23 protein-coding genes are annotated in these 25,234 nt (G+C 60.6%); 17 read left to right on the top strand and 6 right to left on the bottom strand.

Annotated features, from left to right (window positions below):
- Window positions 1-75: 75 nt before the first annotated feature.
- The 3 genes from ACOYXJ_RS05775 to ACOYXJ_RS05765 are packed head-to-tail and all read left to right on the top strand — an operon-like array spanning window position 76 to window position 2,416.
- Window positions 76-651, top strand: a complete 576-nt coding sequence (locus ACOYXJ_RS05775; protein WP_460368383.1) for a YfiR family protein — start codon at window positions 76-78, stop codon at window positions 649-651.
- Entirely contained in the window at window positions 648-1,916 is a 1,269-nt protein-coding gene (locus ACOYXJ_RS05770; protein WP_460368381.1) for a diguanylate cyclase domain-containing protein, read from the top strand. The genes ACOYXJ_RS05775 and ACOYXJ_RS05770 overlap by 4 nt, the downstream gene beginning before the upstream one ends.
- Before the next feature lie 47 nt (window positions 1,917-1,963).
- A complete protein-coding gene (locus tag ACOYXJ_RS05765; protein ID WP_412071106.1) occupies window positions 1,964-2,416 on the top strand; it encodes an OmpA family protein in 453 nt (150 codons plus the stop codon).
- On the opposite strand, the gene ACOYXJ_RS05760 is transcribed toward ACOYXJ_RS05765, so the two are convergent.
- On the bottom strand, window positions 2,413-3,360 hold the full coding sequence (locus tag ACOYXJ_RS05760; RefSeq protein ID WP_460373090.1) for a LysR family transcriptional regulator: 948 nt from the start codon (window positions 3,358-3,360) through the stop codon (window positions 2,413-2,415). The genes ACOYXJ_RS05765 and ACOYXJ_RS05760 overlap by 4 nt on opposite strands.
- A gap of 149 nt (window positions 3,361-3,509) precedes the next feature.
- Between ACOYXJ_RS05760 and ACOYXJ_RS05755 the strand changes: the two genes are divergently transcribed.
- On the top strand, window positions 3,510-5,036 hold the full coding sequence (locus tag ACOYXJ_RS05755) for a CoA-acylating methylmalonate-semialdehyde dehydrogenase (protein WP_460368379.1): 1,527 nt from the start codon (window positions 3,510-3,512) through the stop codon (window positions 5,034-5,036).
- Between the two features lie 10 nt (window positions 5,037-5,046).
- On the top strand, window positions 5,047-5,949 hold the full coding sequence (mmsB, locus tag ACOYXJ_RS05750) for a 3-hydroxyisobutyrate dehydrogenase (RefSeq protein WP_460368377.1): 903 nt from the start codon (window positions 5,047-5,049) through the stop codon (window positions 5,947-5,949).
- A gap of 163 nt (window positions 5,950-6,112) precedes the next feature.
- Here mmsB and ACOYXJ_RS05745 read toward each other — a convergent pair whose 3' ends face one another.
- The gene (locus ACOYXJ_RS05745; RefSeq protein WP_460368375.1) at window positions 6,113-6,457 is read right to left on the bottom strand and encodes a cupin domain-containing protein; all 345 of its coding nucleotides are present in this window, start codon (window positions 6,455-6,457) and stop codon (window positions 6,113-6,115) included.
- A 513-nt stretch (window positions 6,458-6,970) separates the two neighbouring features.
- On the opposite strand from ACOYXJ_RS05745, the gene ACOYXJ_RS05740 reads away from it, so the two are divergent.
- The 11 genes from ACOYXJ_RS05740 to ACOYXJ_RS05690 are packed head-to-tail and all read left to right on the top strand — an operon-like array spanning window position 6,971 to window position 21,660.
- A complete protein-coding gene (locus ACOYXJ_RS05740) occupies window positions 6,971-7,540 on the top strand; it encodes an acyl carrier protein (RefSeq protein WP_095119586.1) in 570 nt (189 codons plus the stop codon).
- Window positions 7,541-7,548: 8 nt separating this feature from the next.
- Window positions 7,549-8,823, top strand: a complete 1,275-nt coding sequence (locus tag ACOYXJ_RS05735; protein WP_460368373.1) for a beta-ketoacyl-[acyl-carrier-protein] synthase family protein — start codon at window positions 7,549-7,551, stop codon at window positions 8,821-8,823.
- A 1-nt stretch (window position 8,824) separates the two neighbouring features.
- A complete protein-coding gene (locus tag ACOYXJ_RS05730; protein ID WP_460368371.1) occupies window positions 8,825-9,883 on the top strand; it encodes a beta-ketoacyl synthase in 1,059 nt (352 codons plus the stop codon).
- Window positions 9,880-11,175 carry a beta-ketoacyl-[acyl-carrier-protein] synthase family protein gene (locus ACOYXJ_RS05725; protein ID WP_460368369.1) on the top strand — a complete coding sequence of 432 codons (1,296 nt, stop codon included), beginning with the start codon at window positions 9,880-9,882 and terminating at the stop codon, window positions 11,173-11,175. Before ACOYXJ_RS05730 ends, ACOYXJ_RS05725 begins: the two co-directional genes overlap by 4 nt.
- Window positions 11,172-12,380, top strand: coding sequence for a beta-ketoacyl synthase N-terminal-like domain-containing protein (locus ACOYXJ_RS05720; RefSeq protein WP_460368367.1), 1,209 nt, complete (start codon window positions 11,172-11,174; stop codon window positions 12,378-12,380). Before ACOYXJ_RS05725 ends, ACOYXJ_RS05720 begins: the two co-directional genes overlap by 4 nt.
- 55 nt (window positions 12,381-12,435) lie before the next feature.
- Window positions 12,436-15,306, top strand: a complete 2,871-nt coding sequence (locus ACOYXJ_RS05715) for an aminotransferase class III-fold pyridoxal phosphate-dependent enzyme (RefSeq protein ID WP_460368365.1) — start codon at window positions 12,436-12,438, stop codon at window positions 15,304-15,306.
- Window positions 15,307-15,315: 9 nt separating this feature from the next.
- A complete protein-coding gene (locus ACOYXJ_RS05710) occupies window positions 15,316-16,053 on the top strand; it encodes a 3-oxoacyl-ACP reductase family protein (RefSeq protein ID WP_460368363.1) in 738 nt (245 codons plus the stop codon).
- A complete protein-coding gene (locus ACOYXJ_RS05705; protein ID WP_460368361.1) occupies window positions 16,050-16,814 on the top strand; it encodes an SDR family NAD(P)-dependent oxidoreductase in 765 nt (254 codons plus the stop codon). The genes ACOYXJ_RS05710 and ACOYXJ_RS05705 overlap by 4 nt, the downstream gene beginning before the upstream one ends.
- Before the next feature lie 2 nt (window positions 16,815-16,816).
- Window positions 16,817-18,115, top strand: a complete 1,299-nt coding sequence (locus tag ACOYXJ_RS05700) for a DUF1302 family protein (RefSeq protein WP_460368359.1) — start codon at window positions 16,817-16,819, stop codon at window positions 18,113-18,115.
- Between the two features lie 59 nt (window positions 18,116-18,174).
- Window positions 18,175-19,011: an outer membrane lipoprotein-sorting protein gene (locus tag ACOYXJ_RS05695; RefSeq protein ID WP_093442334.1), complete on the top strand. Its 837-nt coding sequence runs from the start codon at window positions 18,175-18,177 to the stop codon at window positions 19,009-19,011.
- A gap of 33 nt (window positions 19,012-19,044) precedes the next feature.
- Complete coding sequence (locus tag ACOYXJ_RS05690) at window positions 19,045-21,660, top strand: efflux RND transporter permease subunit (RefSeq protein ID WP_460368356.1); 2,616 nt, start codon at window positions 19,045-19,047, stop codon at window positions 21,658-21,660.
- A 69-nt stretch (window positions 21,661-21,729) separates the two neighbouring features.
- On the opposite strand, the gene ACOYXJ_RS05685 is transcribed toward ACOYXJ_RS05690, so the two are convergent.
- The 3 genes from ACOYXJ_RS05685 to ACOYXJ_RS05675 all read right to left on the bottom strand — a co-directional run bounded on the left by ACOYXJ_RS05685 (window position 21,730) and on the right by ACOYXJ_RS05675 (window position 23,851).
- On the bottom strand, window positions 21,730-22,140 hold the full coding sequence (locus ACOYXJ_RS05685; protein ID WP_095119576.1) for a MerR family transcriptional regulator: 411 nt from the start codon (window positions 22,138-22,140) through the stop codon (window positions 21,730-21,732).
- A gap of 198 nt (window positions 22,141-22,338) precedes the next feature.
- The gene (locus ACOYXJ_RS05680; RefSeq protein ID WP_150792266.1) at window positions 22,339-22,914 is read right to left on the bottom strand and encodes an NAD(P)H-dependent oxidoreductase; all 576 of its coding nucleotides are present in this window, start codon (window positions 22,912-22,914) and stop codon (window positions 22,339-22,341) included.
- 55 nt (window positions 22,915-22,969) lie between these two features.
- On the bottom strand, window positions 22,970-23,851 hold the full coding sequence (locus tag ACOYXJ_RS05675) for a LysR substrate-binding domain-containing protein (RefSeq protein ID WP_016984259.1): 882 nt from the start codon (window positions 23,849-23,851) through the stop codon (window positions 22,970-22,972).
- A 218-nt stretch (window positions 23,852-24,069) separates the two neighbouring features.
- Here ACOYXJ_RS05675 and ACOYXJ_RS05670 point away from each other — a divergent pair, with 218 nt between their 5' ends.
- Complete coding sequence (locus ACOYXJ_RS05670) at window positions 24,070-24,834, top strand: sulfite exporter TauE/SafE family protein (protein WP_460368353.1); 765 nt, start codon at window positions 24,070-24,072, stop codon at window positions 24,832-24,834.
- Here ACOYXJ_RS05670 and ACOYXJ_RS05665 read toward each other — a convergent pair.
- Entirely contained in the window at window positions 24,824-25,138 is a 315-nt protein-coding gene (locus ACOYXJ_RS05665) for a putative quinol monooxygenase (protein ID WP_460368351.1), read from the bottom strand. The two genes, ACOYXJ_RS05670 and ACOYXJ_RS05665, sit on opposite strands and share 11 nt — an antisense overlap.
- Between the last annotated feature and the right edge of the window lie 96 nt (window positions 25,139-25,234).

Below are 25,234 nucleotides of genomic sequence, written 5' to 3'. Positions count from 1 at the left end.
GGTCGCTGTCTCGCTGGTGTTTCACTGCTGTGCTATCGTTGCGGCATCATTTCGCTACGATAAGAGAATCCTTGCATGAAGGTGTCTGTCTGGGCGACAGGGCGCGTAGTTGTCTGCAAGCACGCGTTGCTTGTTGCTCTGCTCTGGTTGTTGACGGGTGCGGCTTTCGCGCAACCACAAGCGCCGACAGGCATGGCCGAACAGCGGGCCAAATCTGTCACGCAGGTCGTTCTTGGCATTCTCAGCTACGCGCGCTGGCCGGTTGAGCCTGCGCAATTGCGCCTGTGCATCGTCGGCCCGACCGAATACACCGACGACCTGGTCAAAGGCACCACTCAAGCCACCGGCCGGCCGGTCGCCGTACGTCGCCTGCTGGCCGATAACCCGGCGATCGTCAGCGAATGCGATGCGGTGTACATCGGCAAACTCACGCCCGATGAACGCACTCGCTTGTTCGCTTCGCTGATTGGCCATCCAGTACTGAGCATCAGTGAAGGTGGCGATCAATGCACGGTCGGTAGCCTGTTCTGTCTGCGCGTTGGCGATGAGCAAGTGTCCTTCGAGGTCAATCTCGACTCCGTTGCCCGCAGCGGCGTGCGCATTCACCCCAGCGTGCTGCAATTGTCGCGTCGCAAACCGGCGGCGCCATGAACCTGTTCAGATCGAATAGCCGCCCAACGCTGGGTTCGGTCATCGGCCGAGGGCATTTGATTGTCGCGCTGGTGGGCGTGGCGATGGCCAGCGTTTCGCTGACGTTTCTCGGCGTACTGGCATTACGGGTGTACGCCGATCACAACCTGCACTTGATCGCCCGATCGATCAGCTACACCGTGGAAGCCGCAGTGGTGTTCAACGACAAGACCGCCGCCAACGAATCGCTGGCGCTGATTGCTTCCTCCGAAGAGGTCGCTGACGCCCAGGTGCTGGACAGCCAGGGGCAACTGCTCGCGCATTGGCAACGCCCGGAAAACGGTTTGTTCTCTGAGCTGGAAATGCAGATCACCCGCGCCATCCTGGAAAAACCCATCAGCCTGCCGATCGAGCATCAGGACCGTGAAATCGGTCGTGTGCTGCTCACCGGCCATGGTGGCAGCCTGATGCGCTTTCTGCTCAGCGGTCTGGCTGGGATCATTCTCTGTACCGCGATCAGCGCCTGGGTGGCGCTCTACCTGGCGCGCCGGCAGTTACGCGCGATCACCGGTCCTCTGCGCAGTCTGGCCAATGTGGCCCACGCCGCCCGTAGCGAACGCGCACTGGACCGCCGCGTGCCGCCAGCGCAGATTGCCGAACTCGACAACCTCGGCAATGACTTCAACGCCTTGCTCGACGAACTGGAGTCGTGGCAAACCCACCTGCAAAACGAAAACGAAACCCTCGCTCACCAGGCCAGCCACGACAGCCTGACCGGTCTGCCGAACCGAGCGTTTTTCGAAGGGCGCTTGATCCGCGCGTTGCGCAATGCCAGCAAACACGATGAGCGCGTGGCGGTGTTGTTTCTCGACAGTGACCGTTTCAAAGGCATCAACGACAACTTCGGCCACGCTGCGGGTGATGCGGTGCTGGTGGCGGTGGCCAACCGCGTTCGTGCGCAATTGCGCGAAGAGGATCTGGTGGCGCGGCTGGGCGGTGACGAGTTCGCTGTTCTGCTCACGCCGCTGCACAAGGTCGAAGATGCCGAGCGCATTGCCGACAAGATCCTCGCCAGCATGGACATGCCCATCGCGCTGCCGGGCGACACCAGTGTCGTGACCTCGCTCAGTATCGGCATTGCGGTTTTTCCCGATCATGGTGTCACGCCGGGGGCCTTGCTCGATGCCGCCGATGCGGCGATGTATCAAGCCAAGCGTCTGTCGCGCGGCGCCCAATTCACGGCCGGGGCGGAGCACCTGGTCGATTCCGTTCAAACCAGGAGCTGACTCTCGTGTTCACACTGTCCATTCGATCTTTTTACGCGGTGCTGTTGATGGCCGTACTGGCCCTGACCGGTTGCCAGACCGCCCCGCAAAAAGGCCTGAGCCCGGCGCAGGTCGCCGTTCTCAAACAACAGGGTTTTGAATTGACCGACGAGGGCTGGGAATTTGGCCTGTCCGGCAAAGTGCTGTTTGGCAGCGACGTCGAAAGCCTGAACCAGCCAAGCACCGAGATCGTCGAACGCATCGGCAAGGCCCTGCTGGGTGTCGGTATCGAGCGCGTGCGGGTCGATGGCCACACCGACGCCTCGGGCAAGGAAACCTACAACCAGCAACTGTCCCTGCGCCGTGCGAAAAGTGTCGCCAACGTGCTGGGCACAGTCGGCATGAAACAAGAGAACATTCAGTTGCAGGGCCTGGGTAGCAAAGAGCCGGTGGCGTCCAACGATACGGCAGCCGGTCGCACCGAAAACCGCCGGGTTTCGATTGTGGTCAGCGCCGACTAGTCGGCGAACTGCATGTCGCGGGTCTGCCCCATTAGCAGACCCTGATTACGCTCCGTCACCTCCCGAATGTAATCCCACAACAAAGTGATCCGCTTCAACTTCCTCAGATCCTCCCGGCAGTACATCCAGAATTGCCGGGTAATATCGATTTCCTCCGGCAACACGGGCAACAGGCGCGGATCCTGCGCGGCGAGGAAGCACGGCAGTATCGCCAGTGAGCGCCCTTGCTGCGCCGCGACGAATTGCGCGATCACGCTGGTGCTGCGCAAGTTGGCGCTGGCGCCCGGCAATACGTTCGCCAGGTACAGCAGCTCCGAGCTGAACGCCAGATCATCCACATAACTGATGAATTGATGCTTGCCCAAGTCTGCCGGGCGGCGGATCGGCGGGTGCTTGTCCAGATAGTCCTGGGTCGCGTAGAGCTGCAAGCGGTAGTCGCAGAGTTTGCAGCAGACGTACGGCCCGTGCTCCGGCCGTTCCAGGGCGATGACGATATCGGCCTCGCGCTTGGACAGGCTGATGAAGTGCGGCAGCGGCAGGATGTCCACCGAGATCGCCGGGTAGGCGTCGACGAAATGGCTTAGCTGCGGGGTGATGAAAAAACTGCCGAAACCTTCGGTGCAGCCCATGCGCACGTGCCCGGAGAGTGCCACACCGGAACCTGAAACTTGCTCGCAGGCCATGTGCAATGTGCTTTCAATCGACTCGGCATAACCGAGCAAGCGCTGACCTTCGCTGGTCAGCACGAAACCGCTGGTGCGCGACTTTTCAAACAACAGCGTGCCGAGCGCCGCTTCCAGCGAACTGATCCGTCGCGATACGGTGGTGTAGTCGACAGCCAGCCGTTTGGCGGCGGTGCTGGCCTTGCGGGTGCGGGCGACTTCGAGGAAAAACTTGAGGTCGTCCCAGTTCAGCGAGCCTAGAGAGGTGATGTTTTTTTGCATGATGGACGGGCTTATATGTGCGTTCTTATTAGAAGTTTGCACATCTATACTCCAAAAACAGTCCGACAACCAATTCGTGACACACGCCTCATCTCAAGGCGAACCTTTCGCCTTGGCTCCTACGATAAAAACAAGTTTCGGAGACCAGCATGAACGCATCGCTTACGCCCAACGACACCACGCTGCAGAAGGTCAAACTGCTGATCTACGGCGAATGGGTCGAGTCGCAGTCCACCGAATGGCACGACATCGTCAACCCGGCCACCCAGCAAGTGCTGGCCAAAGTCCCGTTCGCTACCGCCGCTGAAGTAGATGCTGCCGTCAGCGCCGCCCAGCGTGCCTTCCAGACCTGGAAACTGACCCCGATCGGCGCGCGCATGCGCATCATGCTCAAGCTGCAAGCGCTGATCCGCGAACACTCCAAACGCATTGCCGTGGTGCTCAGCGCCGAGCAGGGCAAAACCATTGCCGACGCCGAGGGCGATATTTTCCGTGGCCTGGAAGTGGTCGAGCACGCTTGCTCCATCGGCAGCCTGCAAATGGGCGAGTTCGCCGAAAACGTCGCCGGCGGCGTCGATACCTACACCCTGCGTCAGCCAATCGGCGTGTGCGCCGGCATCACGCCGTTCAACTTCCCGGCGATGATTCCGCTGTGGATGTTCCCGATGGCCATCGCTTGCGGTAACACCTTCGTCTTGAAGCCTTCGGAACAGGATCCGCTGTCGACCATGCTGTTGGTGGAACTGGCGATCGAGGCCGGCGTTCCGGCGGGCGTGTTGAACGTGGTTCACGGCGGTAAAGACGTGGTTGATGGCCTGTGCACGCACAAGGACATCAAAGCGGTGTCCTTCGTCGGTTCGACCGCCGTCGGCACTCACGTTTACGACCTGGCCGGCAAACACGGCAAGCGCGTGCAATCGATGATGGGCGCGAAGAACCACGCCGTGGTGCTGGCCGATGCCAATCGCGAACAAGCGCTGAATGCGCTGGTCGGCGCCGGTTTCGGTGCGGCCGGGCAACGTTGCATGGCCACTTCGGTGGTGGTGTTGGTCGGTGCGGCGAAACAATGGCTGCCGGATCTGAAAGCGCTGGCGCAGAAACTCACCGTCAACGCCGGTAACGAGCCAGGCACTGATGTCGGCCCAGTGATCTCGAAGAAAGCCAAGGCACGAATTCTCGAGCTGATCGAAAGCGGCATCAAGGAAGGCGCCAAGCTCGAACTGGACGGTCGCGACATCAAGGTGCCGGGTTACGAGCAGGGCAACTTTGTCGGCCCGACCCTGTTCTCGGGCGTGACCACCGACATGCAGATCTACACCCAGGAAATCTTCGGCCCGGTGCTGGTGGTGCTGGAAGTCGACACCCTCGATCAGGCGATTGCGCTGGTCAACGCCAACCCGTTCGGCAATGGCACCGGCCTGTTCACCCAGAGCGGTGCGGCGGCGCGTAAATTCCAGACTGAAATCGATGTCGGCCAGGTCGGCATCAATATCCCGATTCCAGTGCCGGTGCCGTTCTTCAGCTTCACTGGTTCGCGCGGTTCGAAACTCGGCGACCTCGGCCCGTACGGCAAGCAAGTGGTGCAGTTCTACACGCAGACCAAAACGGTCACGGCGCGCTGGTTCGATGACGATAGCGTCAACGACGGCGTGAACACCACCATCAACCTGCGCTGAGGAATCGATCATGAAAATCGCATTTATCGGTCTGGGCAACATGGGCGCGCCGATGGCGCGCAACCTGATCAAGGCAGGCCACTCGCTGAATCTGGTCGATCTGAATAAAACCGTGCTGGCGGAACTGGAGCAACTGGGCGGCAGCATTCGCGCTTCGGCCCGTGAAGCCGCCGAAGACGCCGAACTGGTAATCACCATGCTGCCGGCGGCTGTGCATGTGCGCAGTGTCTGGCTCGGTGAGGACGGTGTGCTGGCTGGCATTCGCCAAGGTGTGCCAGCGGTGGATTGCAGCACCATCGATCCGCAGACGGCCCGCGATGTAGCGGCCGCTGCGGCGAAACAAGGCGTGGCCATGGCCGATGCGCCGGTGTCCGGTGGCACCGGTGGCGCGACGGCGGGGACGCTGACCTTCATGGTCGGCGCCACCCCGCGACTGTTCGCCACCCTGCAACCGGTGCTGGCGCAGATGGGCCGCAACATCGTGCATTGCGGCGAAGTCGGCACCGGGCAGATCGCCAAGATCTGCAACAACCTGCTGCTGGCGATCTCGATGGTCGGCGTCAGTGAAGCGATGGCGCTGGGTGATGCGCTGGGTATCGACACGACTGTGCTGGCCGGGATCATCAACAGCTCGACCGGGCGTTGCTGGAGTTCGGAGATGTACAACCCGTGGCCGGGCATCGTCGAAACGGCACCGGCCTCGCGTGGTTATACCGGTGGGTTCGGTGCGGAACTGATGCTCAAGGATCTGGGGCTGGCAACGGAAGCGGCGCGTCAGGCTCATCAACCGGTAGTGCTCGGCGCGGTGGCGCAGCAGTTGTATCAGGCGATGAGTCAGCGTGGGGATGGCGGGAAGGATTTCTCGGCGATCATCAACAGCTATCGTAAGCCTGCAATAGAAGGGCAGCGCTGAACAAACTGTGGGAGCGAGCCTGCTCGCGATGACGGCGGTCGCTTCAACAAGGAAGTGACTGACTGTCCGCTTTCGCGAGCAGGCTCGCTCCCACAGGGGATTTGCGTATATCAGACATTGTTTGCCGGGAAATCACGTCGGGTGATCTCCCGGCTTTTTTGCATCAGGCAAACACGAAATATTTGCGCACGGTCTCGACCACTTCCCACGTGCCCTTCATGCCCGGCTCAATCACGAAGATATCGCCAGCACGCAGATGAATCGGCGCCATGCCGTCTGGGGTAATCACGCAGTAGCCTTCCTGGAAATGGCAGTACTCCCACTTCACATAATCGACGCGCCACTTGCCCGGCGTGCAGATCCACGTGCCCATGATCTTGCTGCCGTCTTCGCTGGTGTAGGCGTTGAGGTTGACGGTGTGCGGGTCGCCTTCGAGTTTTTCCCATTTGCAGGCATCAAGTACCGGCAGCGGATGGGTGTCGCGTAGAACGGTGATAGGGGCGGTCATGTGTCGGCTCCAGACAAGGCGATCAAACGGAAGCTGCACCCTATAGCGCCGTGCCTGGGCCCAGATGTCTGTGCTCGACATGCAGATATCCATAAACGCTGCCAGGTTTTACGGATCGGGGAGTAAACCTTCCAGCAAAATCAATTAACGGCAGTATTGATCTAAAACAAAGGTTATGAAGTTATAACTATTTTACTTGTCTGGTTTTTACTTTTAGTACGTCTGTTCCGTTGCGTCCTTAGTTGCTTTCGATAGTCGGCCTGCCTGATACCGCGGGCGCCCCACCTTACCCCGTCTTTGTTAAGTAAATAAGTCGTTCACCGCACCAAGGAGGTGCGGTGTCCGTGGGGGGTTTGCAGACTTTTTTCGACTAGTAAAAAAACCTTGAATAGTTCGTTGACTCTCCCCTTAAGGGCAGAGTTTAGATTCCCGCCGCGTGAGAAGTTGCTGTGGGAAAAGTTACTTTTCATAAGTCGAATTCATGAAGTAGTCACGACATATAGGGAGATAGAAATGAACAATCCATTGGACTTGGAACATGTCGTTGCCAGCACTCGCGAAATCCTCGCACAGCTGTTGGTGATGGATGCGAATGACATCGAAGAAAACAGCAGCATTGTCGAAGACCTCGGTGCCGATTCGCTGGACATCGTCGACCTGAGCTTCCAGCTGGGCCGCCAATATGGCTGCACACTGCCGAAAACCAGCGTGCTCGACCATGCGGTGGCGGTTTGCGGTGATGCCAGCGAGTTTCTCGCCAACGGTCGCATTACTGAAAGCGGCAAAAGCCTGCTTGAGCAAAGCCTGAGCGCCTACACCCCGGATCAACTGAAGGCGGGCATGCAACCGGCTCAGGTGTTCGCCGCGACTACGGTGCGTAACTGGGCCAACCAGTGCCGCAATCTCTTCAACTATCTGCCGGCAACCTGCCCGGATTGCAACGCCCACCAAGCGATTCTGAACGAGCGCCAACAAGTGGTCTGCGGCGCGTGCAGTGCGCGTCTGGTGCCGGCGGATGGCGATGAAGTGTCGCGTCAATTGGTTGAGCAGTTTGTCGCCACTCACGCCAAAGAAGCGGTGTAGGAGTTCTCATGCGGGCACGAGAAGTCTATGTGAGCGGGTTCGGTCTGGTGGCGCCCATGGCGCTGGACGCTGCCACGTTGTTCGAGCGGATTTGCCGGAAGCAATCCTGTGTCCGCGAACATCCCCGGTTCAAGGCGCTGGGATTCAGCAACAGCGCTGCCGGGTTTATTGATGACGCGCAGTGGCAGCAGATCGGTGCCGGTTTCGGCGGCAATGCGGCGCTGCACCCGCGACAAAGTGTGCTGGCCGAGTACGTTGCCCGGCAGGCGCTGGAGCACGCCGGCCTGACGCCGGCAGACTTTGCCCACAGTCGCAGCGGTCTGTTTCTGGGGGCCAACAAGTACTGTGCCGACAGCCACGATCTGCAGCGGCTCAGCCGTTGCATGGATAAGGCCGGCCGCGTCGACCTCGACCGTCTGCTGGACAGTCCGGCACCTTCCAGCGCGACCTTCACCCGGCGGGTCGATCAACAGACGCAACACCTGGCCGATCGGCTCGGCATTCGCGATCACATCTCGACCCATTCCGATGCCTGTGCCGCCGGCACCATGGCCATCGGCAGTGCTTACCGGGCCATCGAGCGCGGAGAGATCGATCTGGCTATTTGCGGCGCCGTCGAACTGATGGCCAACGAACTGCCTTATTACATGTTCAACAGCCTCGGCGCGCTCTGTCAGGCCGACTTGCCGGCGAGCGAACAAAGCCGCCCGTTCATGCCTGACCGTAGCGGTTTTGTCCTCAGCGAAGGCTCGGCGATGGTCATTCTCGAATCCGCTGAACACGCGCAGCGGCGCAAGGCTGCGCCATTGGGCCGGGTGTTGGGTTACGCGAATGTCTGCGAGGCGCAGAAAATGACCTCCAGCAGCCGCGATGGCAGTAAATATGAGGAATGCATGGAAGCAGCAATCGAAGACGCCGGGCTGCTGCGCAGCGCCGTGCAACACGTCAACACCCACGGCACCTCCACACAGGCCAATGACAGTTGTGAAGCGTTGGCGCTGCAGCGGTTGTTTGGCGGCTGCCAGGACTTCATGACATTCACCGCCAACAAGTCCGCCATCGGTCATTCGCTGGCAGGCAGTGGCGCGATCGAAGCAGTGCTGTCGCTGATAAGCCTGCGTGACGGTGTGCTGTTGCCCACCCTGAATTACGACGCCGAGCGTGCCGAATACCCTTCGCTGAAGTTCTTGAGCGAGCCGGTGCGCCAGTCGATCAACGTGGTGATGTCCAACTCGTTCGGCTTTGGCGGCATCAACAGCTCGCTGGTTCTGGGGAGGGCATGACATGAACCGAGCCATCTATCTCAATGCCGCTGCGGTGCTGAATGTGGCGGGCAGTGAATGTGCTGACTTGCTCGGCACACCCTGTGCGGCGCAACCGCTGGCCTTTGACGCACAGCGTCAGGCGTTTGCATTACCGGCGCCGCGACTGGCCAGTGACCTGTTTGATCGCAAGATCCAGCGCAGCGTCGAACCGCAGGGCTTGCGCCTGTTGCACTGCGCCGCACGGCTGGCGCCAGCACTGGCGGCGCTGCAATTGCCGGCGTCACGCATTGCCCTGACAGCGGCCATTCCCGAAGTCGATGCGCCGAGTCCTTGCTGGGATGCGGTGCAGGCGATCATCGAACAGCCGCAAAAACAACTGGCGCAGTTATTGGCCAACACACCGCCTCTGCATGCGCTGACCCTGCTCAACAGCAGCGTCATGGCCTATGTGGCTGAAGCGCTCAATTGCCATGGGCCGATGGGCGGATTTTGTTCCCAGGACAACGCCGGGCTGGATGCGCTGATCGAAGCCTGCCAGCAGATCGGCGAGCGGCATGCCGACGCCGCGTTGGTGGTCAGCAGCAGTCCGAACCTGACCCCGGCCCTGTACCTGCGCGAGCCTGATCAGGCGAGCGAACCGATTTTCGGTGAGGGCGCCGCCGCGCTATTGCTGGCGTCGACACCTGCGCCGGGCGCGGCACACGCCGTGCGCATTGCCGGATTTGCCCGTGGTTACAGCAACGATCCGCAACGCTCTGTGGCGGTGGGTCGGCGCGTGATCGACCAGGTCCTGAGTGTCGAAAAACTGCGGGTCGGCGACGTCGAGCATATCGTCGGCAATTGCGCTGACGGGCAAGTGATGAAGTTGCTCGAAGCTTTCCCGCGCGAGATTCGCAGCACCCGCGCCATGACCGGTGAACTGGGCGCCAGCGGCTTGCTGACAGAAGTCGCACTGACACTGCACCTGAGCTGTGAAGTCGCGGCGACGCCGGGCTACACGTTGCTTGTCAGCCACACTCGCGCCGGTCACTGGGGCGCATTGTTGTTGGCCAGTGAAACCATGGAGAAGCACGCATGAGTGCGACACGGATTGTGATCACCGGCATGGGCGCCGTCACCGGTTTCGGTTTCGAATGGCAGACCCTCTGGGAAAAAATGCTCGGCGCCGAACATTGCGTGCGGCCATGGCAGCCGGACGACGTGCAAGAGGCGTCGTTCGCGGTGCGCTACGCGGCACCGGTCGATATGCGCCTGTTGCCGGAAAAACTGCAAAGCCATCCGGCCTGGACGATGCCGCTGGAAAAGCGCAGCCGCTTTGGCTGGGTGGCTGCCACGCAGGCCGTCGGTGACAGCGGCTTGCAGCCAGAACAGTTGCGGGACGCGGCGGTGCTGTGTGCCTCGGGCGCACCGCAGCACATGCTCGCCGACATGCTGCTGAGCGAAGCGCCGAATGGCGGTACCCCGAGCTGGTCATACCTGATGTCGCGGGCCGGGCAAGTGAATGCCGATGGCTCGCTACGCCAGAGCAACGACCGTCTGGCGCGGGTAATCGCCGACGACCTGGGCTGTGAAGGGCCGGTGATCAACATCAGCAGTGCCTGTGCCGGTGCTTCGCAAGCCATTGGCAATGCCTTTCAGATGATTCGTCGCGGAGAAGTCAGCGTTGCGCTGGCGGGTGGCGCCGACTCGGTGCTCAACCTCGACACCATGGCGGCGTTGTATCTGTTGGGTGCCGCTTCGGGCGAGCAACGCTGGGGCGCGGATCTGTGCCGTCCGTTCGATCGTGACCGCAGCGGTCTGATTGCCGGCGAGGGCGGTGGTTTCGTTGTGCTGGAAAGCCTCGAACATGCCTTGGCCCGTGGCGCCACGCCGTATGCCGAGGTGTTGGGTTTCGGCAGCAGTCTGGACGCCTACAAAGTCACCGCACCGCAACCCGAAGGACGTGGCGCGGCACTGGCGATGCAGGCTGCGCTCGACGACGCCGGTTTGCGCGCGCAGCAGATCGATCTGATCAATGCCCACGGCACCTCGACACCGCTCAACGACGTTGCCGAAACCCTGGCGATCAAAAGCGTGTTCGCCGAGCACAAGCATTATCGAACCCTGGCCGTCAGCGCCAACAAATCACAGTTCGGTCACCTGATCGCCGCGGCTGGCGCACCGGAATGCATCGTCACCGCGTTGGCCTGCCTCAACGATCTGGTCACGCCAACGGTGAACCTGCATGACGCCGACGAACAGTGCGATCTGGATTACTGCGCCGGGCAAGCCGTCAGCCGCCGAGTGGATTACGCGCTGAGTAATTCCTTCGGTTTCGGTGGCCTCAATACCTCGCTGGCCCTTGGCAAATATCGGGAGCACGGACAATGACTGACACCACTGTACCTGTCGCGATCGCCGGCAGCGGCTGTGTGTTGCCCACCGGCTGGGGCGTTGAGGGTTTCTGGTCGGCGGCCCGCGAAGGGCGTAGCGCGATCTCGCCCCTGAACTCGTCGTTGTTCCACAGCGAGCGGGTCACTGCATTCGGGCACATCGCTGATCGAGATCATCAACGTAGCCGTCAGGACGTTGCGCAAAACCTCCAGCGTTACTGTCCGCCGGCGGTGATCTGGGGTGTCAGTGCGGTCCGCCAGGCGTTGGCCGAGGCCGGGCTTGAACCGGGCCGCGACAACGTGCGGTTTGGTCTCTATTGCTGCCAGGGCGGTTACACCCATCCGTCGCTCGCGTCTTACGGCGAACTGCTGCACGAATGTCAGACCGAGACCGGTGCCGACATGCAGCGTCTGGCTAAACGCGTGTTGCAGGAGCGCGCACTCGATCCGTTCCTGGTGCTCAAGAGCCTGAGCAACGGTTTGCTCGGCGTCGTCAGTCTGGCCTTGAAGCTTGAGTGCGAATGCAACGCCTACATGCAAGGCGTGGCCGGCAATCTGGCGGCGCTGCGCGAAGCCTGCGCGGCGTTGCAGAGCGGTCGGATCGATGCAGCCATTGTGGTTGGCGCCGGCAGTGAACTGGATCCGCTGGCGCTTGCCGCACTGGCCGAGGCGGGGGTGATCAGCACCGACGGTTCGCCAAGCCTGCGTGCCTTTGATCGCCAAGGCAGTGGCGGCATTGCCGGCGAAGGTGCGGCGGCGCTGGTACTGCGCCGCGCCGATGACCTGCCGGCAGGGCCGCAAACCTGCCTGACAGCACTGTTCGCACATCCGCGTCTGGACTCGCTGAACCTGCCGGACAAACAGGTGGATCTGCTGATCAGCAGCGCCACTGGCGATCCGCACAAGGATGCCGATCTGGCCCGCACGCTGGCGCGAACCGGCGCCGCGCACATCACCAGCAGCACGCCGTTGACCGGCATGCTCAGTGGTGCACCGAGCCTGGTTGACCTGATCTTTGCCCGGCAGGTCTTGCAGGCGCAAAGCATCCCGCCGGTCAGTGGCCTGGAGCAACCGCTGGATGCGCATCTGCCGTTTGTGATCGGTGGGCCGCGCGATGCCGTGCTCCACGATTGCCTGGTCATCAACCGCGACGACAACGGTTTCAGCGCCGGTTACCAACTCGAATTTCACGCGGCCGACTGACCCTCGGCACGCAACGAAACGCAGCTGATTTTTTTACTCAAGGGATAGAACTGTCATGGATTACCGCGATTACGTACGGCCGAAATTCGTTGAATTGATGCAGGCCCTGGGCCTCGAATGCCAGTTCCACAGAGCGCTGGGCAGCAAACTGTTTTACCGCGACCGCCAGGGCGACGAAGTGACCGTCACCGACTTCCTCGGTGGTTACGGCGCTGCGTTGTATGGCCACAACGATCCGCAATTTGTCGATCAACTCGTCGATCTGCTGCGTGCCGATGTACCGTTCAACGCGCAGATGTCGGTGCGCGGTGCGGCGGGGCAGTTGGGGCGTGAACTCAGTGAAGCGTTCAACCGTGAGCTGAACAACAGCGAACGCTACATTTCGACCTTCTCCAACAGTGGCGCCGAGTCGGTGGAGATCGCCGTCAAACACGCCGAATACCGTCGTCAGAAAAACCTGCAGAAGCAATTCGACGAGCGTGATTTCGCCCTCGCCAATCTGGTCGCCAGCGACAAGGCTTACGTCGAACTGGACATCGACGATCTCGATTTACCCGCCGGTCTGCTGCCGCAGAATCTGTCCTGCGTCACCGTGCGCCAAGTGGCCGAAGCGGTGCGTCAGCACAACCTGGCGCAGCTGCATGTCGAGCCGGTATTCCTCGCTGTGCGCGGCAGCTTCCACGGCAAACTGGTCAACACCGTTCAGTTGACCTATGGCAAGCAGTACCGCAAGCCGTTCGCCCGTTTCGGTCTCAACGTCGAGTTCATCGACCCGCAACAGCCACAGCAATTGCAGGAGCTGCCAGCCCGTCACGTACGTCACTGGCTGAGCCTGGAATGGAACGGCGAAACCCTGCAAGTGCGCCGCGAAGCATTCAGCGCGATCACGGCGGTATTGCTGGAGCCGATTCAGGGCGAGGGCGGGATCAACGAGTTCGCCAATGAGTTCTATCTGGGCCTGCGGCGTCTGTGCAACGAGCAGCAGTGCCCGCTGATCATCGATGAAGTGCAATCGGGTTTCGGCCGCACCGGCACTTTGCTCGGTGCCAGTCATTTCAACTTGCAGGGGGATTACTACTGCCTGTCGAAAGCACTGGGCGGTGGCTTGATGAAGATTGCCGCGACGGTGATTCGCGCCAGCCACTACGAAAACGATTTCAGCTACATCCACAGTTCGACCTTTGCCGAAGATGATGCGTCCTGCCATATCGCCCTGTCGGCCTTGCGCCGTCTGTTCGAGAACGACAGCGCGATGCTCAAGGACGTAAACAAGAAGGGCGAGTACCTCAAGGCTTCGCTGCTGGAACTCAAAACGGCCTACCCGGACGTGATCGCTGACGTGCGTGGTCGTGGCTTGCTGCTGGGCTTCGAACTGCACGACCTGACCGGCACCAGCTCACTGGTTCAGGCGTCGGCGCAGTACAACGATGCGCTGGGCTACATCATTGCCGGCTACCTGCTGCAATTCGAATCCCTGCGCGTGGCGCCGTCGGGCAGCAACGCCAATGTGATCCGTCTGGAACCGCCGGTGTGCATCACCTTCGAAGAGATCGACGGCTTGATCGGCTCCCTGCAGAAAGTCTGCGACATGCTGCGCCGCCGCGATGCTTTCCCGCTGGCCGCCGGTGTGTGCGCCGACAGCATCGCTGACGTGCCGGCGCGCGAGGTCAGCTTCAAGGAGAGCGAAACCCGCCCAAAGTCTGACGAGAACGTGCGCGTGGTGGCGCGCGTGGCGTTCATCAACCATCTGATTGATTCGGACATGCTCAGCGACGTCGATCCGTCACTGTCGACCCTGAGCGCTGAGCAGAAACGCGAGTTCATCAAGCGCATGGCGCCCGAGCGCCGAGCCGCGCCGATCGGCCCGGTGCAGATTCGCTCGAAACTCGGCACTGCCGTGGAATTCACCCTGTACCCGCTGTGCATGGATTCCGATGCCATGGCGGCGTACATCGCCAGCGGCGATCTGCAAACCATCCGCGAAGAAGTCGGCAATCGCATCAAGGATGCCCGTGCCGATGGTTACAGCGTCGCCGGGCTGGGCATGTACACCTCGATCGTCACCAACAACTGCCAGGCCTTGCAGATTCCTGACATGGCGCTGACCTCCGGTAACGCTCTGACCATCGGCATGGGTCTGGAAGCCATCGAACAGGGCTGCAAGCAGCAAGGCCTGGAACTGAGCGAGCAGACCGCTGCGGTGGTCGGTGCGGCGGGCAACATCGCCTCGACCTACGCCTCGCTGCTGTCGACCAGTGTCGAGCACCTGATCCTCATCGGCAGCGGCCGCGACGGTTCCCTGCGTCGTCTGGAAAAAACCGCGCAACTGATTTACGCCGAAGCCGCCCGCGCGATTCTCAAGGGTGTCGCCGAGCACGACCGTCTTGCCCGTCGCTTGCAGCAAATCGACGGTATTGATGGGCTGTTGCAGGCCCATGGCAGCAGTGCCGATCTGGGGCTGCGCGTGGCGAAACTGGTTGAAGAACGCTTGGGCGCAAACGCTTTCATCACCGTCAGCAACGATCTTGATGTGCTGAAACAAGCGCGCATCGTGCTCTGCGCGGCGAACGCACCGCAGCCGTTTCTCTTTGCCGAGCACTTCGCCGAAAACAGCGTGATCTGCGACATCGCCGTTCCGCTGAACGTTGACCAGAACCTCGCCAGCCAACGCTCCGACGTGCTCTACATGCACGGCGGCATTGTGCAGACGCCGCTGGGCGATGGCCTGGTGAAAAACGTACGGGCCTATCTCAAGCAAGGTCAGTTGTACGCGTGCATGGCCGAATCGGTGCTGATGGGCCTGTCCGGTATGAAACAGCACTACTCCTACGGCGACATCAGCCGCGAGCAAGTGCAGCAGATTCGCGCACTGGCGGCGACTCACGGCTTCAGCCTCGCCCAGTTCAAAACCGACAACTCGCTCTAAGGAACGGTCATGCCGAATAAAGTAGCAGTGGTGACCGGTGGCAGTCGTGGCATCGGTCGGGCGATTGTCCAGGCCCTGGCCGGGGCGGGTTATCAGATTGCGTTCAGTTACGTGCGCGATGAAGTCGCGGCAATGACCTTGCGCGATGAGGTTCAGGCGTCGGGCATCGATTGCCTGGCGTTGCAGTGCGATGTCAGCAGCGGCGACAGCATCAAGGTGTTTTTCGAGCGGGTCGATCAGCATTTTCAGCGTATCGATCTGTTGGTTAACAACGCCGGCATCACTCGCGATGGTTTGCTGGCGACGATGTCGGCGCGCGACCTGATCGACGTGATCCAGACCAACCTGATCGGCACGATGCTCTGCTGTCAGCAGGTGGTGCCGGGCATGTTGCGTCAGCGCAGCGGTTGCATCGTCAACATCAGTTCGGTGGCGGCGCAGAAGCCCGGCAAAGGCCAAAGCAACTATGCCGCTGCCAAGGGCGGGGTCGAATCCTTGACCCGTGCCTTGGCGGTGGAGCTGGCGCCGCGCAACATTCGCGTCAACGCGGTTGCCCCGGGCATCGTCAAGACCGAGATGAGTACCGCGCTGATCGGCAGTCAGGAAGAAGAAATCCAGTCGCGTCTGCTGATCAAACGCTACGCCGAACCTGAAGAAATTGCCGAAGCGGTGCTGTACTTCGCCGATCGCGGTTTGTACCTGACCGGGGAGGTCCTGTCGGTCAACGGCGGGTTGAAGATGCCATGAGCCGGACCATTCTGATTACCGGAGCGGCGAAAGGCATCGGCCGCGCGGTTGCCGAGAACTTTGCCGCCGACGCCGACAATCGTCTGATCCTGCTGGATCTCGATCTGGCCGAACTGCAACGCTGGGTCGACGAGCAACAGGAGCAGATCAAGGCGCGGGTCGAAACCCATGCGGCGAACATTGCCGACCTGCCGGCCATGCAGGCGTTGTTCAAGAAACTCGGCTCGCAAGTCGAGTACGTCGACGTGCTGGTCAACAGCGCCGGCATCTGCAACGAGAACGAACCGGAAGATCTGCACAACTGGCACAAGGTGATTTCGGTCAACCTCAACGGCACGTTCTACGTGACCTCGTTGTGTCTGGCGCTGATGCCTGACCGTGGGCGGATCATCAACATGTCGTCGATCCTCGGTCGTGCCGGCAAGGTGCGCAACACTGCGTACTGCGCCTCCAAGCACGGCATCGTCGGCATGACCAAGGCGCTGGCGCTGGATCTCGCTTCGCGGCAAATCACCGTCAATGCGATTCTGCCGGCGTGGATCGATACGCCGATGTTGCAGGGTGAACTGGCGACGCAAGCGGCGATTGCCGGGCTCACCCAGGAACAGATCGTGCGCAACGCGAAGAAGAAACTGCCGATGCGCCGTTTCATCCAGAGCGAAGAAGTGGCGGCGATGGTGCGTTACCTGGCCAGCCCCGAGGCTGGCGGGGTGACCGCGCAGAGTCTGGTGATCGATGGCGGTGTCGGGTTGGGAATGTAGCGATGCCTCGATTTCACAACAGTCATATCGCTTGTGCGGTGTGGGCGTGCATGGCTGCGCCCGGCGCGATGGCCGAATTTACCGTCGCTGATCTCAAGCCCGATTACGCCGACGGTGAAGTCGGCGTGGCCACGGCTTTGCGCCTGCACGGCGACGACCAGATCACGCAAAAAGCCGTGTATTTCAAGGCCAACCTAGAAGACAACTGGGAGGGCGGTTACTACAAGGCCAAGGGCCGCGTGCGTTACGACGCGCGCTATGACGGCAACAATCCGTACAGCGAACGGGCGCGGGACAAGTACCGTTTCGACGCCGATTGGCGGCACCTCTACGTCGGCCATTCGCTGGGTGACGGCGAAGTGACGGTGGGCTGGCAGCAAGTGGTCTGGGGCCGCGCGGATGAATTGCGCGTGCTCGATCAGATCAACCCGCTGGACTATCGCGATGGCCTGACGCCGCTGCTCGAAGACAGCCGCATCGCCGTGCCCATGGTGCGCTTTGCACAACCGGTGGGCGAGTGGGAACTGGAGGCGCTGTGGATCACCGACTTCGTGAAAAACCGGGCGCCGGTTGAGGGCAGTGAATTTGCCGCGCCACTGTTTGCTACGCCGGACCCGCAGTATTTCCTGCTCGATTCCAAACCCGGCTATGACGGCGACAAGGGCTATTCCTATGGCCTGAGCGCCAACGGCCGGATTGGCGCGGTGGACACCAGTTTTGTTGCCTTGAGCGCCCGTCAGCAAGACCCGGTGTACGCCGTCGAAGGCCTCGCCGATGACGGTCGTACGCGACTGGAACGGCAGTTTCCCCGTTACACCATGGGCGGTGCCGGGCTGGCGATCGACGCCGGGCACAGCATCGTGGTGCGCAGCGAGGTCGCGTATTTCGACAACTGGCGCGTGACCAATCCGACCCGCGCCTACGGTGCCGACAGCACGCCGATGGTCAAGTCGCTGCTGGGCGTCGACTACCTGCTGCGCGACTGGCTGATCTCGGCGCAATGGCAGGAACAAGTGCTGCTCGACTGGCAGGACGGCATGTTGCAGGACAAGCGCGAACCGCTGTTCACCCTGTCGGCCGAAGGCACCCATTGGCAGGACCGCCTCAAGAGTCGCTTGGTGGTCGCTGGCTCACCGCCGTTTCAGGACGACGCCTTGCTGCAAGGCATCTTCACCTACAAACCGGTCGACTACATCAAGCTCGGCCTGGAAGTGGATGTGTTCTTCGGCAAGCCCGAAAAGACTTTCGGCGAGTACAGCAAGCGCGATCAAGTGCGGCTGTCGGCCGGTTATCTGTTCTGACCCATCACGCCTGCCGCTCTCGCGCGCAGGTGCATTCATCCAACGAAAAGGAAGTTGTCATGTTGCCGTTTTTGAAAAGTCTGACCACCGCCGCACTGATCCTCGGTAGCGCTTGCGCCAGTGCCGCCGAGGCTGGCAATGCTGATGAGATCATCCGTCAGGTACGCGATCGCAATGACGGGAACAGCTTCATGTCCCAGGTTTCGCTGATCCTGCATGACAAGAAAGGCAATACCCGGGTTCGCGAGTTCACTTACCTGCAAAAGGATTACCCGGACAGCGACAAGTTCAGCATGTACTTTTCCGCGCCGACTGACGTGCGTGACGTGGCCTTCCACATCGAAAACCCGCACGAAACCCTCGGCCTGGAAGACAGCCAGTGGATGTACCTGCCGGTCAGCCGTCAGACCCGCCGCATCTCCACCACCGACAAGCGCGGCTCGTTCATGGGCAGTGAGTACTCGTATGCCGATCTGGACAAGATCCGCGTCAAGGACTACTCGCAGAAACTCGTCGGCGAAGAACAGATCAAGGGCCGCGACTGCTACGTGATCGAGCGCGAACCAGCCTCCCCCGAGGTGCTGGCCAAGACCGGTTACAACAAACTGAAGGTGTGGATCGACAAGCAGAATTTCCTGGTCATGCGTCAGGATTTCTTCGACGTCAAAGGTGTGCTGATCAAGCAGATGCGCACGCAGAAAGTCGCAACTATCGACTCGATCGACAGCATCGTGCTCAGTGAAACCGAGCATTTTATCGACGGCACGCGTTCGGAAATGCGCTTCAACCAGTTGCAGTACAACGTTTCTCTGGAAGACCGCCTCTTCACCCAGACCGCCATCAAACGCGGGCTGAAAACCGGTGACCTGCCGGACTTTGCCGTGTCTGCCCGCTAAGCGCCGACCCCGACCACCTGGAACCGCATGATCATGGAAAGATATCTGAATTTCGTCGAGCGCTATGCGCGGGCGATTGTTTTCCTGCTGGTGGCGATTACGGCGTATTTCACTTATACGCTGGGCGCGCTGGTGTCCGACACCAACCCTTACCTGCTCAAGGAAAGCCACCCGGCGCGCAAGACCATCATCGATTTGCAAGGTGAGTTTACCGGCACGTTCGACTCGGTGATGGTGGCGCTGAACAACCCGCAAACGGTATTCAACAAATCGACGCTCAACGCGCTGTTTTCGATGTCGCAGTCGGTGCGCAAAATGATCCTGGCCAACGATGCCGACAAGGAGCAGTTGGCGCAGATCGTCGCCCGGCATTCAGACGACAGCCGTGCGCAGTTGTTGACCCGGGACATTCTCGACGGTGGTTTTTCGCAGAACGATTACGCCAACGCCAAGGCATTGCGTGATCATGCCCAGAGTCAGAACTGGGATTCCCATGATCAGCTGTTCCTGTCCTTTCTCGCCGAGCGGATCAACCCGATCCGCGAAATGGCCTCGATGGGCGACCTGGAAAACATCGTCCTGACCGACGACGGTGAGCTGTTGATCCACAAAACCCTGAATGCCTATGACATGGACCCGGCGCTGGTCGAGTCGCAGATCATGGGCAACGAATTGATGGTCGACGGGGTGGTGTCCAAAGACAAGAAAGTCGCGATGCTGGTGGCCGAGCTCGGCACCAAGCAGGACGACGCTCAGGCGCAATTGCGCGCCTATCAGATCGTGCGCGGCATCGTCGCGCAATATCAGGCCGAGCACCCGGAGTACAAGGACGAAATCTTCATTGCCGGCATGCCGATCTTCATCGCCGCGCAGCAGGAAATCATCGATCACGACCTGGCCGTGCTGTTCCCGATCGTGTTTTTGCTGATTACCTTGCTACTGATTTTCTTCTTCCGTAAACCGCTGGGCGTGCTGCTGCCGCTGTTCAATATTCTGTTCTGCACCATCTGGACCTTGGGCCTGATGGCGCTATTGCGAGTGCCGTTCGACCTGTTGACCAGTGTGCTGCCGGTGTTCCTGTTCACCATCTGCTGCTCGGATGCGATCCATGTGATGGCTGAATATTACGAGCAGAAAAACGCCGGCAAGAGCAATCGCGAGGCCAACCGCGAAACCCAGCGCTTGATGGTGGTGCCGGTGGTGTTGACGACCGTGACGACCATCGCCACGTTCATGATTTCCACCACCAACAACATTGTCAGCATCCGTAATTTCGGCGTGTTCATGTCGATCGGTCTGACCGCGGCGCTGATTATTTCGTTGTTGCTGATTCCGGCGTGGATTTCCATCTGGGGCAAGGATCAGCCGCAGCAGGCCAAGGCTGTGGTGCACCAGGAGTCGATCATCTCGCGCTATCTGGTCGCGTTCTGTGCCTGGATGATCCGCTTTCGCAAACCGATCCTGATGGTCATGCTGCCGCTGCTGGCGCTGGCCACCGTGTTCACCTTCCGCGTCGATATCGAAGACTCCGGCATCGCCTACTTCAAGCCGGAAAGCCACATTCGCGTGTCCGATCAGTTCATCAACCACGCCAAAGTAGCTGGCACGGCCCCGGGCTGGATCGCCATCGACAGCAAGGAGCCGCGCGGCGTGCTGACCACCGAAGTGGTGCAGTTCATCGACAAGCTCGACCACTTCATCAAGCAGCAACCGAACGTCAGTTACGGCTACTCACTGGCCACCTACGTCAAGCGTATGAACCTGGTGCTCAACGACATGAACCCGGAGTATCTGCGGGTGCCGAATGCCGTGGAGAAAGTAACGTCGGTCAATGATGACGGGCAGGTCGAGCGTTTTGAAGTGCCGGGCAATTCGCTGATCGAGCAGCACGTGATGCTGTTCGAAAACGGTGGCGGTTCCGACCTGAACAACGTGCTCAACGCCGATTTCTCCAAGGCCTTGACCCTGTACACCATGACCTCGTCGGTCGCCAGCGACTATCAGGGCATGCTCGACCGCCTTGATGCCTGGCTGCTGGTGAACAAACCGGCCAACCTGGAAGTGACCCACGCGGGCACGCCGTTGATCTGGACCGGGGTGTTGCAGGAAATCACTCAGGGCCAGGTGCTGAGTTTTTCCCTGGCCTTGCTGGTCGTTACGCTGATGATGATGTACTGGCTCAAATCGGTGCGCCTCGGGGTGCTCGGCATGTTGACCTTGCTGACCACCTCGGTGACGGTCTACGGCTTCATGTTCCTGTTCGGTATCGAGCTGAACATCGGCACGACGCTGGTGACGTTCCTGGTGGTCGGGGTGGTGGATTACGCGGTGCACCTGCTGTCGCGGATCAAGTTGCTGGTGCAGCAGGGCATTGAGATCGACGCGGCCATTTTGCAGGCGATGCACAGCGTCGGTCGTTCGACGGTGATCAACGTGGTGATCTTCTCCGTGGGCTTCATGGCGCTGCTGTTTTCCGACTTCAAGCCGATTGTCGATCTCGGTGCACTGGTGGCGATGGCGCTGTTTTCCAGCGGGGTCATGACCATTGTCCTGGTGACGCTGGTGTCACCGTGGTTCTTTGCTGCGATAGCGCCGGTGCATGCGCCGGTTCAAGCGCTGCGCACAGAAGGGGAGCCGGTGCCGGGCTGATTCGCCAACGCGCGGGCGCGCCTGCCCTGAGACGGCAGGCGAGCCTGGTCATGCGGCGTAATAGGGTTTTCAGTTCAGGGTAGTGCCCGGGTTTTTTTCGCCATAACGGGCGATGCGTTCGAACTGACATTCCTGGCGGGCGTCGTTGAGGTTGTGTTCAAACGCCTCGAGGCCATCATGCAATTGCTGCAAATCGCCGATCTGGGTTACCAGTTCGGCTTTTTTTTCGGCGATGGCTCGTTGCGCCATGTCCCACGGGAATTCGTCGCCACGGTAGTTGTTGAGGATCACCTGCAGCTCTTTGAGCTTGAAGCCCAGTTGCTGGGCGCACTTGATGAACGTCAACACTTCGACACTTTGCTGGCTGTAGATGCGGTATTTGCCTTCACGCTTGGGTTCGGGCAACAGGCCGATTTCTTCGTAGTGGCGAATGCTTTTGACTGTGGTGCCCGACAGCTGGGCGGCTTTGCCGATATACATAAGGTCCGTCTCGATGATCAAACATAGCTAGCGCGATCAGGCGTCATGCCGGATCGGCGGCGATTATATGTCCAATACCATCAGAAAATTGCAACTGCGCGTAAATGACGTGCACAGGCGACGGACGGGCGCGTGAAGGGAACCCGAAGAGGCACTGACGGCGGCGGGTGCGCCGTCAGTTGAGGCGGCTGGAAAACCTTAAACGGCGGCGGTCAAGCGCGCCTTTTCCAGCCAGGCATCGCGCTGGTTTGGTTTGGAGCCAAGGATCGGCCCGAAGGTCAGCGTCTTCAGTGGCTTGATGCCGCAGAACTCCAGCGTGGTCTTGCGCATCTGATTCAACCCGGGCATGCCATAGATCCATTTGTAGTACCAGTACGGCGTGTCCATGGTCACCAGCAAATGCGCGGTGCGGCCCTTGAGCAGCTTGTCGGGGAAGGCTTTGCCTTCGCGATATTTGAAGGCGAAACCCGGCAGGAAAATCCGGTCGACAAAGCCTTTCAACAGCGCCGGAATCCCGCCCCACCAGATCGGATAGACGAATGTCAGGTGTTCGGCCCAGGTGATATCGGCCTGGGCTTGCAGCAGATCGGGCTCCAGTGGCTGCACCTTGTTGTAGCCTTCGTGCAGGACCGGGTCGAACTCCAGCGCATCCAGACGCAACAGCCGCACCTCATGCCCGGCGTCCTTGGCGGCCTGAACGTAAGTCTCACTCAATGCCCCGCAAAAGCTGTCGGTGGAGGGGTGACCCAGAATCACGAGCATTCGTTTGCTCATTGTGTGTACTCCTGAAATGAAGCTCACAGGATAGAGTCTGCCCCTAGCGGTAGAGTCAAGGCACCAGCGCATCAAACAAGGCCCGGGCGTAACCGGGCAGGTGGTCGAAGTCCCGCGCGCACAATTGCAGAGTGCGATGGGCCCAGACTTCGTCCAGCGGCCGGCACGTTATCGAGTGCACCGCCGCCCAGCGCTCGATGGCTACCTTGGGCACGATGGCCAGCCCCGCACCTCGCGCCACCATGCGCATGACGGCCTCGAAGCCATCGGCACGGATCCGGATCGACATGCGCTGGCCGATGTGCAGCGCTTGTTCCTCCAGGTGAATCGCCAGCGCGCTGTGGCTGCCAAGCGCTACATAGTCGTGCGCCAGGGTTTCACCAAACGTCAGCGACGCCTGACTCGCCAAAACATGCTCGGGGGGCAGGATCAGCACCAATGGATCATCGCGAAAGGGTCGGGTTTGCAGACCGTGGGTGTCGACCGCATCGGAGACGATCCCGAGGTCCGCCGCGCCCTGACGCAAGGCGTGGGTGATGCGCGCGCTGGGCAGTTCCTGCAAGTCGATGTCGAGATTGGGATGATCACGCAGGAAGTCCGCGAGTACTTCCGGCAGGTATTCGGTGATCGCCGTGGTGTTGCACAGCAGCCTTACCTGACCTTTGACGCCTTGGGCATAGTCGGCCAGATCCTGCTGCAGGCGTTCGGCTTGTTGCAGGAGGATGCGCGCGTGCTGGGCCAGCGCCTTTCCGGCGGCCGTCGGGGTGACGCCACGGCGGCCGCGCTCGAGAAAATCAACGCCAAGCGAGGCTTCCATGGCGCGGATTCTGGCGCTGGCGGCGGCCAGGGATAAATGGCTGCGGGCGGCGCCGGCGGTGATGTTGCCGGTGTCGAGGATGTGCAGGTAGAGGCGCAGGTCGGTGAGGTCGAAGTGCATGGTTGGCAGCCTCTGGTTTTTGTGATGTCTGGGCGGGCCCTTTCGCGAGCAGGCTCGCTCCCACAGGGGATTTGGTACGACACCCATCCAATGTGGGAGCGAGCCTGCTCGCGAATGGGCCAGAAGCCTCAATGGAAAAATCAGCCTCTTGCTAAAAGAGAGGCAGCCTCAGTATATGGCAGATTTTCAGCCAACTCCGACTGGCGCACAGTAGCGCCATGAACACACTCACAGATTTCTACCAGCACCTCGGCCTGGCCCTGTCCCTGCTGGTCATCATGACCTTCATCCTCGCCGGCCTGATCAAAGGCGTGATCGGCCTCGGCCTGCCCACCGTCGCCATGGGCTTGCTCGGTCTGGCTATGGCGCCGTCGCAGGCAGCCGCGTTGCTGATCATCCCGGCAACCCTGACCAATGTCTGGCAACTCGCCTTTGGTGGTCACCTCAAAGGACTGATCAAGCGCCTGTGGCCAATGCTGCTGATGATCTTCCTCGGCACCGCTATCGGCACGTTGTCGATCGGCATGGCGGGCGGGCATTGGGTGGTGCGCGGGTTGGGCGCGGCGCTGTTGCTTTATGCGTTGAGCGGTTTGTTTCTGCCAACGCTGAGCGTCAATTCGCGCCATGAAGGCTGGCTGGGTCCGGCGTGCGGTTTGATCACCGGGGTCATCACCTCGGCCACCGGCGTCTTCGTGATTCCAGCGGTGCCGTACCTGCAAGCGCTGGGCTTGAATCGCGATCAACTGGTGCAGGCGCTGGGCCTGTCTTTCACCGTTTCGACGTTGGCGCTGGCCGCTGGATTGCTTTGGCGTGGCGCCCTCGGTGGCGGCGAACTCAGCGCTTCGCTGCTGGCGCTGATCCCGGCCATTCTCGGCATGTTGCTTGGCCAATGGCTACGCGAACGCATCAGCGCCGTGCTGTTCAAGCGGGTGTTCTTTATTGGTATGGGCGCGCTTGGCGCCCATTTGTTGATCAGCGGTTAGCCGAGGCTTCGCTGAGCATTTCGATCTGGCGGATATCGAAATCGCGCTCCAGATAGTCCATGCGCTGTTCAAAGAATGCCGTCATGTGCGGCAAGTTCGAATGCACATCCAGATGCGCTTGCGACGCCCAGATCTCGTAGAAGATGAACAGTGTCGGATCTTCCTTGTCGCGCAGCATGTGGTACTCGATGCAGCCCGGCTCTGCGCGGCTCGGCTCTACGTAAGCACGAAACAACGCCTCAAAGGCCTCGGCTTTTTCCGGGCGGGTCTTGGCGTGCAGGATAAAACCCTGGCGTTCACTCATCGCAGCAACTCCTCAAATTCTGATGGCTGCAAATGCTATGGCAACAATCGGTATTCGATTCGTGCTTTTTGATCAAATGTATTTTGCGCAAAACCG

It is taken from the genome of Pseudomonas sp. Tul2A7, from assembly GCF_054790505.1.
This window is presented reverse-complemented; position numbering and strand designations above follow the sequence as displayed.

Bases quoted from the DNA above. Each gene is read 5' to 3' on its own strand.
- ACOYXJ_RS05770 (WP_460368381.1), top strand. From the start codon at position 648: ATGAACCTGTTCAGATCGAATAGCCGCCCAACGCTGGGTTCGGTCATC.
- ACOYXJ_RS05675 (WP_016984259.1), bottom strand. From the start codon at position 23,851: ATGCACTTCGACCTCACCGACCTGCGCCTCTACCTGCACATCCTCGAC.
- ACOYXJ_RS05715 (WP_460368365.1), top strand. From the start codon at position 12,436: ATGGATTACCGCGATTACGTACGGCCGAAATTCGTTGAATTGATGCAG.
- ACOYXJ_RS05730 (WP_460368371.1), top strand. From the start codon at position 8,825: ATGAACCGAGCCATCTATCTCAATGCCGCTGCGGTGCTGAATGTGGCG.
- ACOYXJ_RS05775 (WP_460368383.1), top strand. From the start codon at position 76: ATGAAGGTGTCTGTCTGGGCGACAGGGCGCGTAGTTGTCTGCAAGCAC.
- ACOYXJ_RS05760 (WP_460373090.1), bottom strand. From the start codon at position 3,360: ATGCAAAAAAACATCACCTCTCTAGGCTCGCTGAACTGGGACGACCTC.
- ACOYXJ_RS05745 (WP_460368375.1), bottom strand. From the start codon at position 6,457: ATGACCGCCCCTATCACCGTTCTACGCGACACCCATCCGCTGCCGGTA.
- ACOYXJ_RS05755 (WP_460368379.1), top strand. From the start codon at position 3,510: ATGAACGCATCGCTTACGCCCAACGACACCACGCTGCAGAAGGTCAAA.
- ACOYXJ_RS05705 (WP_460368361.1), top strand. From the start codon at position 16,050: ATGAGCCGGACCATTCTGATTACCGGAGCGGCGAAAGGCATCGGCCGC.
- ACOYXJ_RS05725 (WP_460368369.1), top strand. From the start codon at position 9,880: ATGAGTGCGACACGGATTGTGATCACCGGCATGGGCGCCGTCACCGGT.
- ACOYXJ_RS05695 (WP_093442334.1), top strand. From the start codon at position 18,175: ATGTTGCCGTTTTTGAAAAGTCTGACCACCGCCGCACTGATCCTCGGT.
- ACOYXJ_RS05735 (WP_460368373.1), top strand. From the start codon at position 7,549: ATGCGGGCACGAGAAGTCTATGTGAGCGGGTTCGGTCTGGTGGCGCCC.
- ACOYXJ_RS05765 (WP_412071106.1), top strand. From the start codon at position 1,964: ATGGCCGTACTGGCCCTGACCGGTTGCCAGACCGCCCCGCAAAAAGGC.
- ACOYXJ_RS05710 (WP_460368363.1), top strand. From the start codon at position 15,316: ATGCCGAATAAAGTAGCAGTGGTGACCGGTGGCAGTCGTGGCATCGGT.
- ACOYXJ_RS05720 (WP_460368367.1), top strand. From the start codon at position 11,172: ATGACTGACACCACTGTACCTGTCGCGATCGCCGGCAGCGGCTGTGTG.
- mmsB (WP_460368377.1), top strand. From the start codon at position 5,047: ATGAAAATCGCATTTATCGGTCTGGGCAACATGGGCGCGCCGATGGCG.
- ACOYXJ_RS05690 (WP_460368356.1), top strand. From the start codon at position 19,045: ATGGAAAGATATCTGAATTTCGTCGAGCGCTATGCGCGGGCGATTGTT.
- ACOYXJ_RS05680 (WP_150792266.1), bottom strand. From the start codon at position 22,914: ATGAGCAAACGAATGCTCGTGATTCTGGGTCACCCCTCCACCGACAGC.
- ACOYXJ_RS05685 (WP_095119576.1), bottom strand. From the start codon at position 22,140: ATGTATATCGGCAAAGCCGCCCAGCTGTCGGGCACCACAGTCAAAAGC.
- ACOYXJ_RS05670 (WP_460368353.1), top strand. From the start codon at position 24,070: ATGAACACACTCACAGATTTCTACCAGCACCTCGGCCTGGCCCTGTCC.
- ACOYXJ_RS05700 (WP_460368359.1), top strand. From the start codon at position 16,817: ATGCCTCGATTTCACAACAGTCATATCGCTTGTGCGGTGTGGGCGTGC.
- ACOYXJ_RS05665 (WP_460368351.1), bottom strand. From the start codon at position 25,138: ATGAGTGAACGCCAGGGTTTTATCCTGCACGCCAAGACCCGCCCGGAA.
- ACOYXJ_RS05740 (WP_095119586.1), top strand. From the start codon at position 6,971: ATGAACAATCCATTGGACTTGGAACATGTCGTTGCCAGCACTCGCGAA.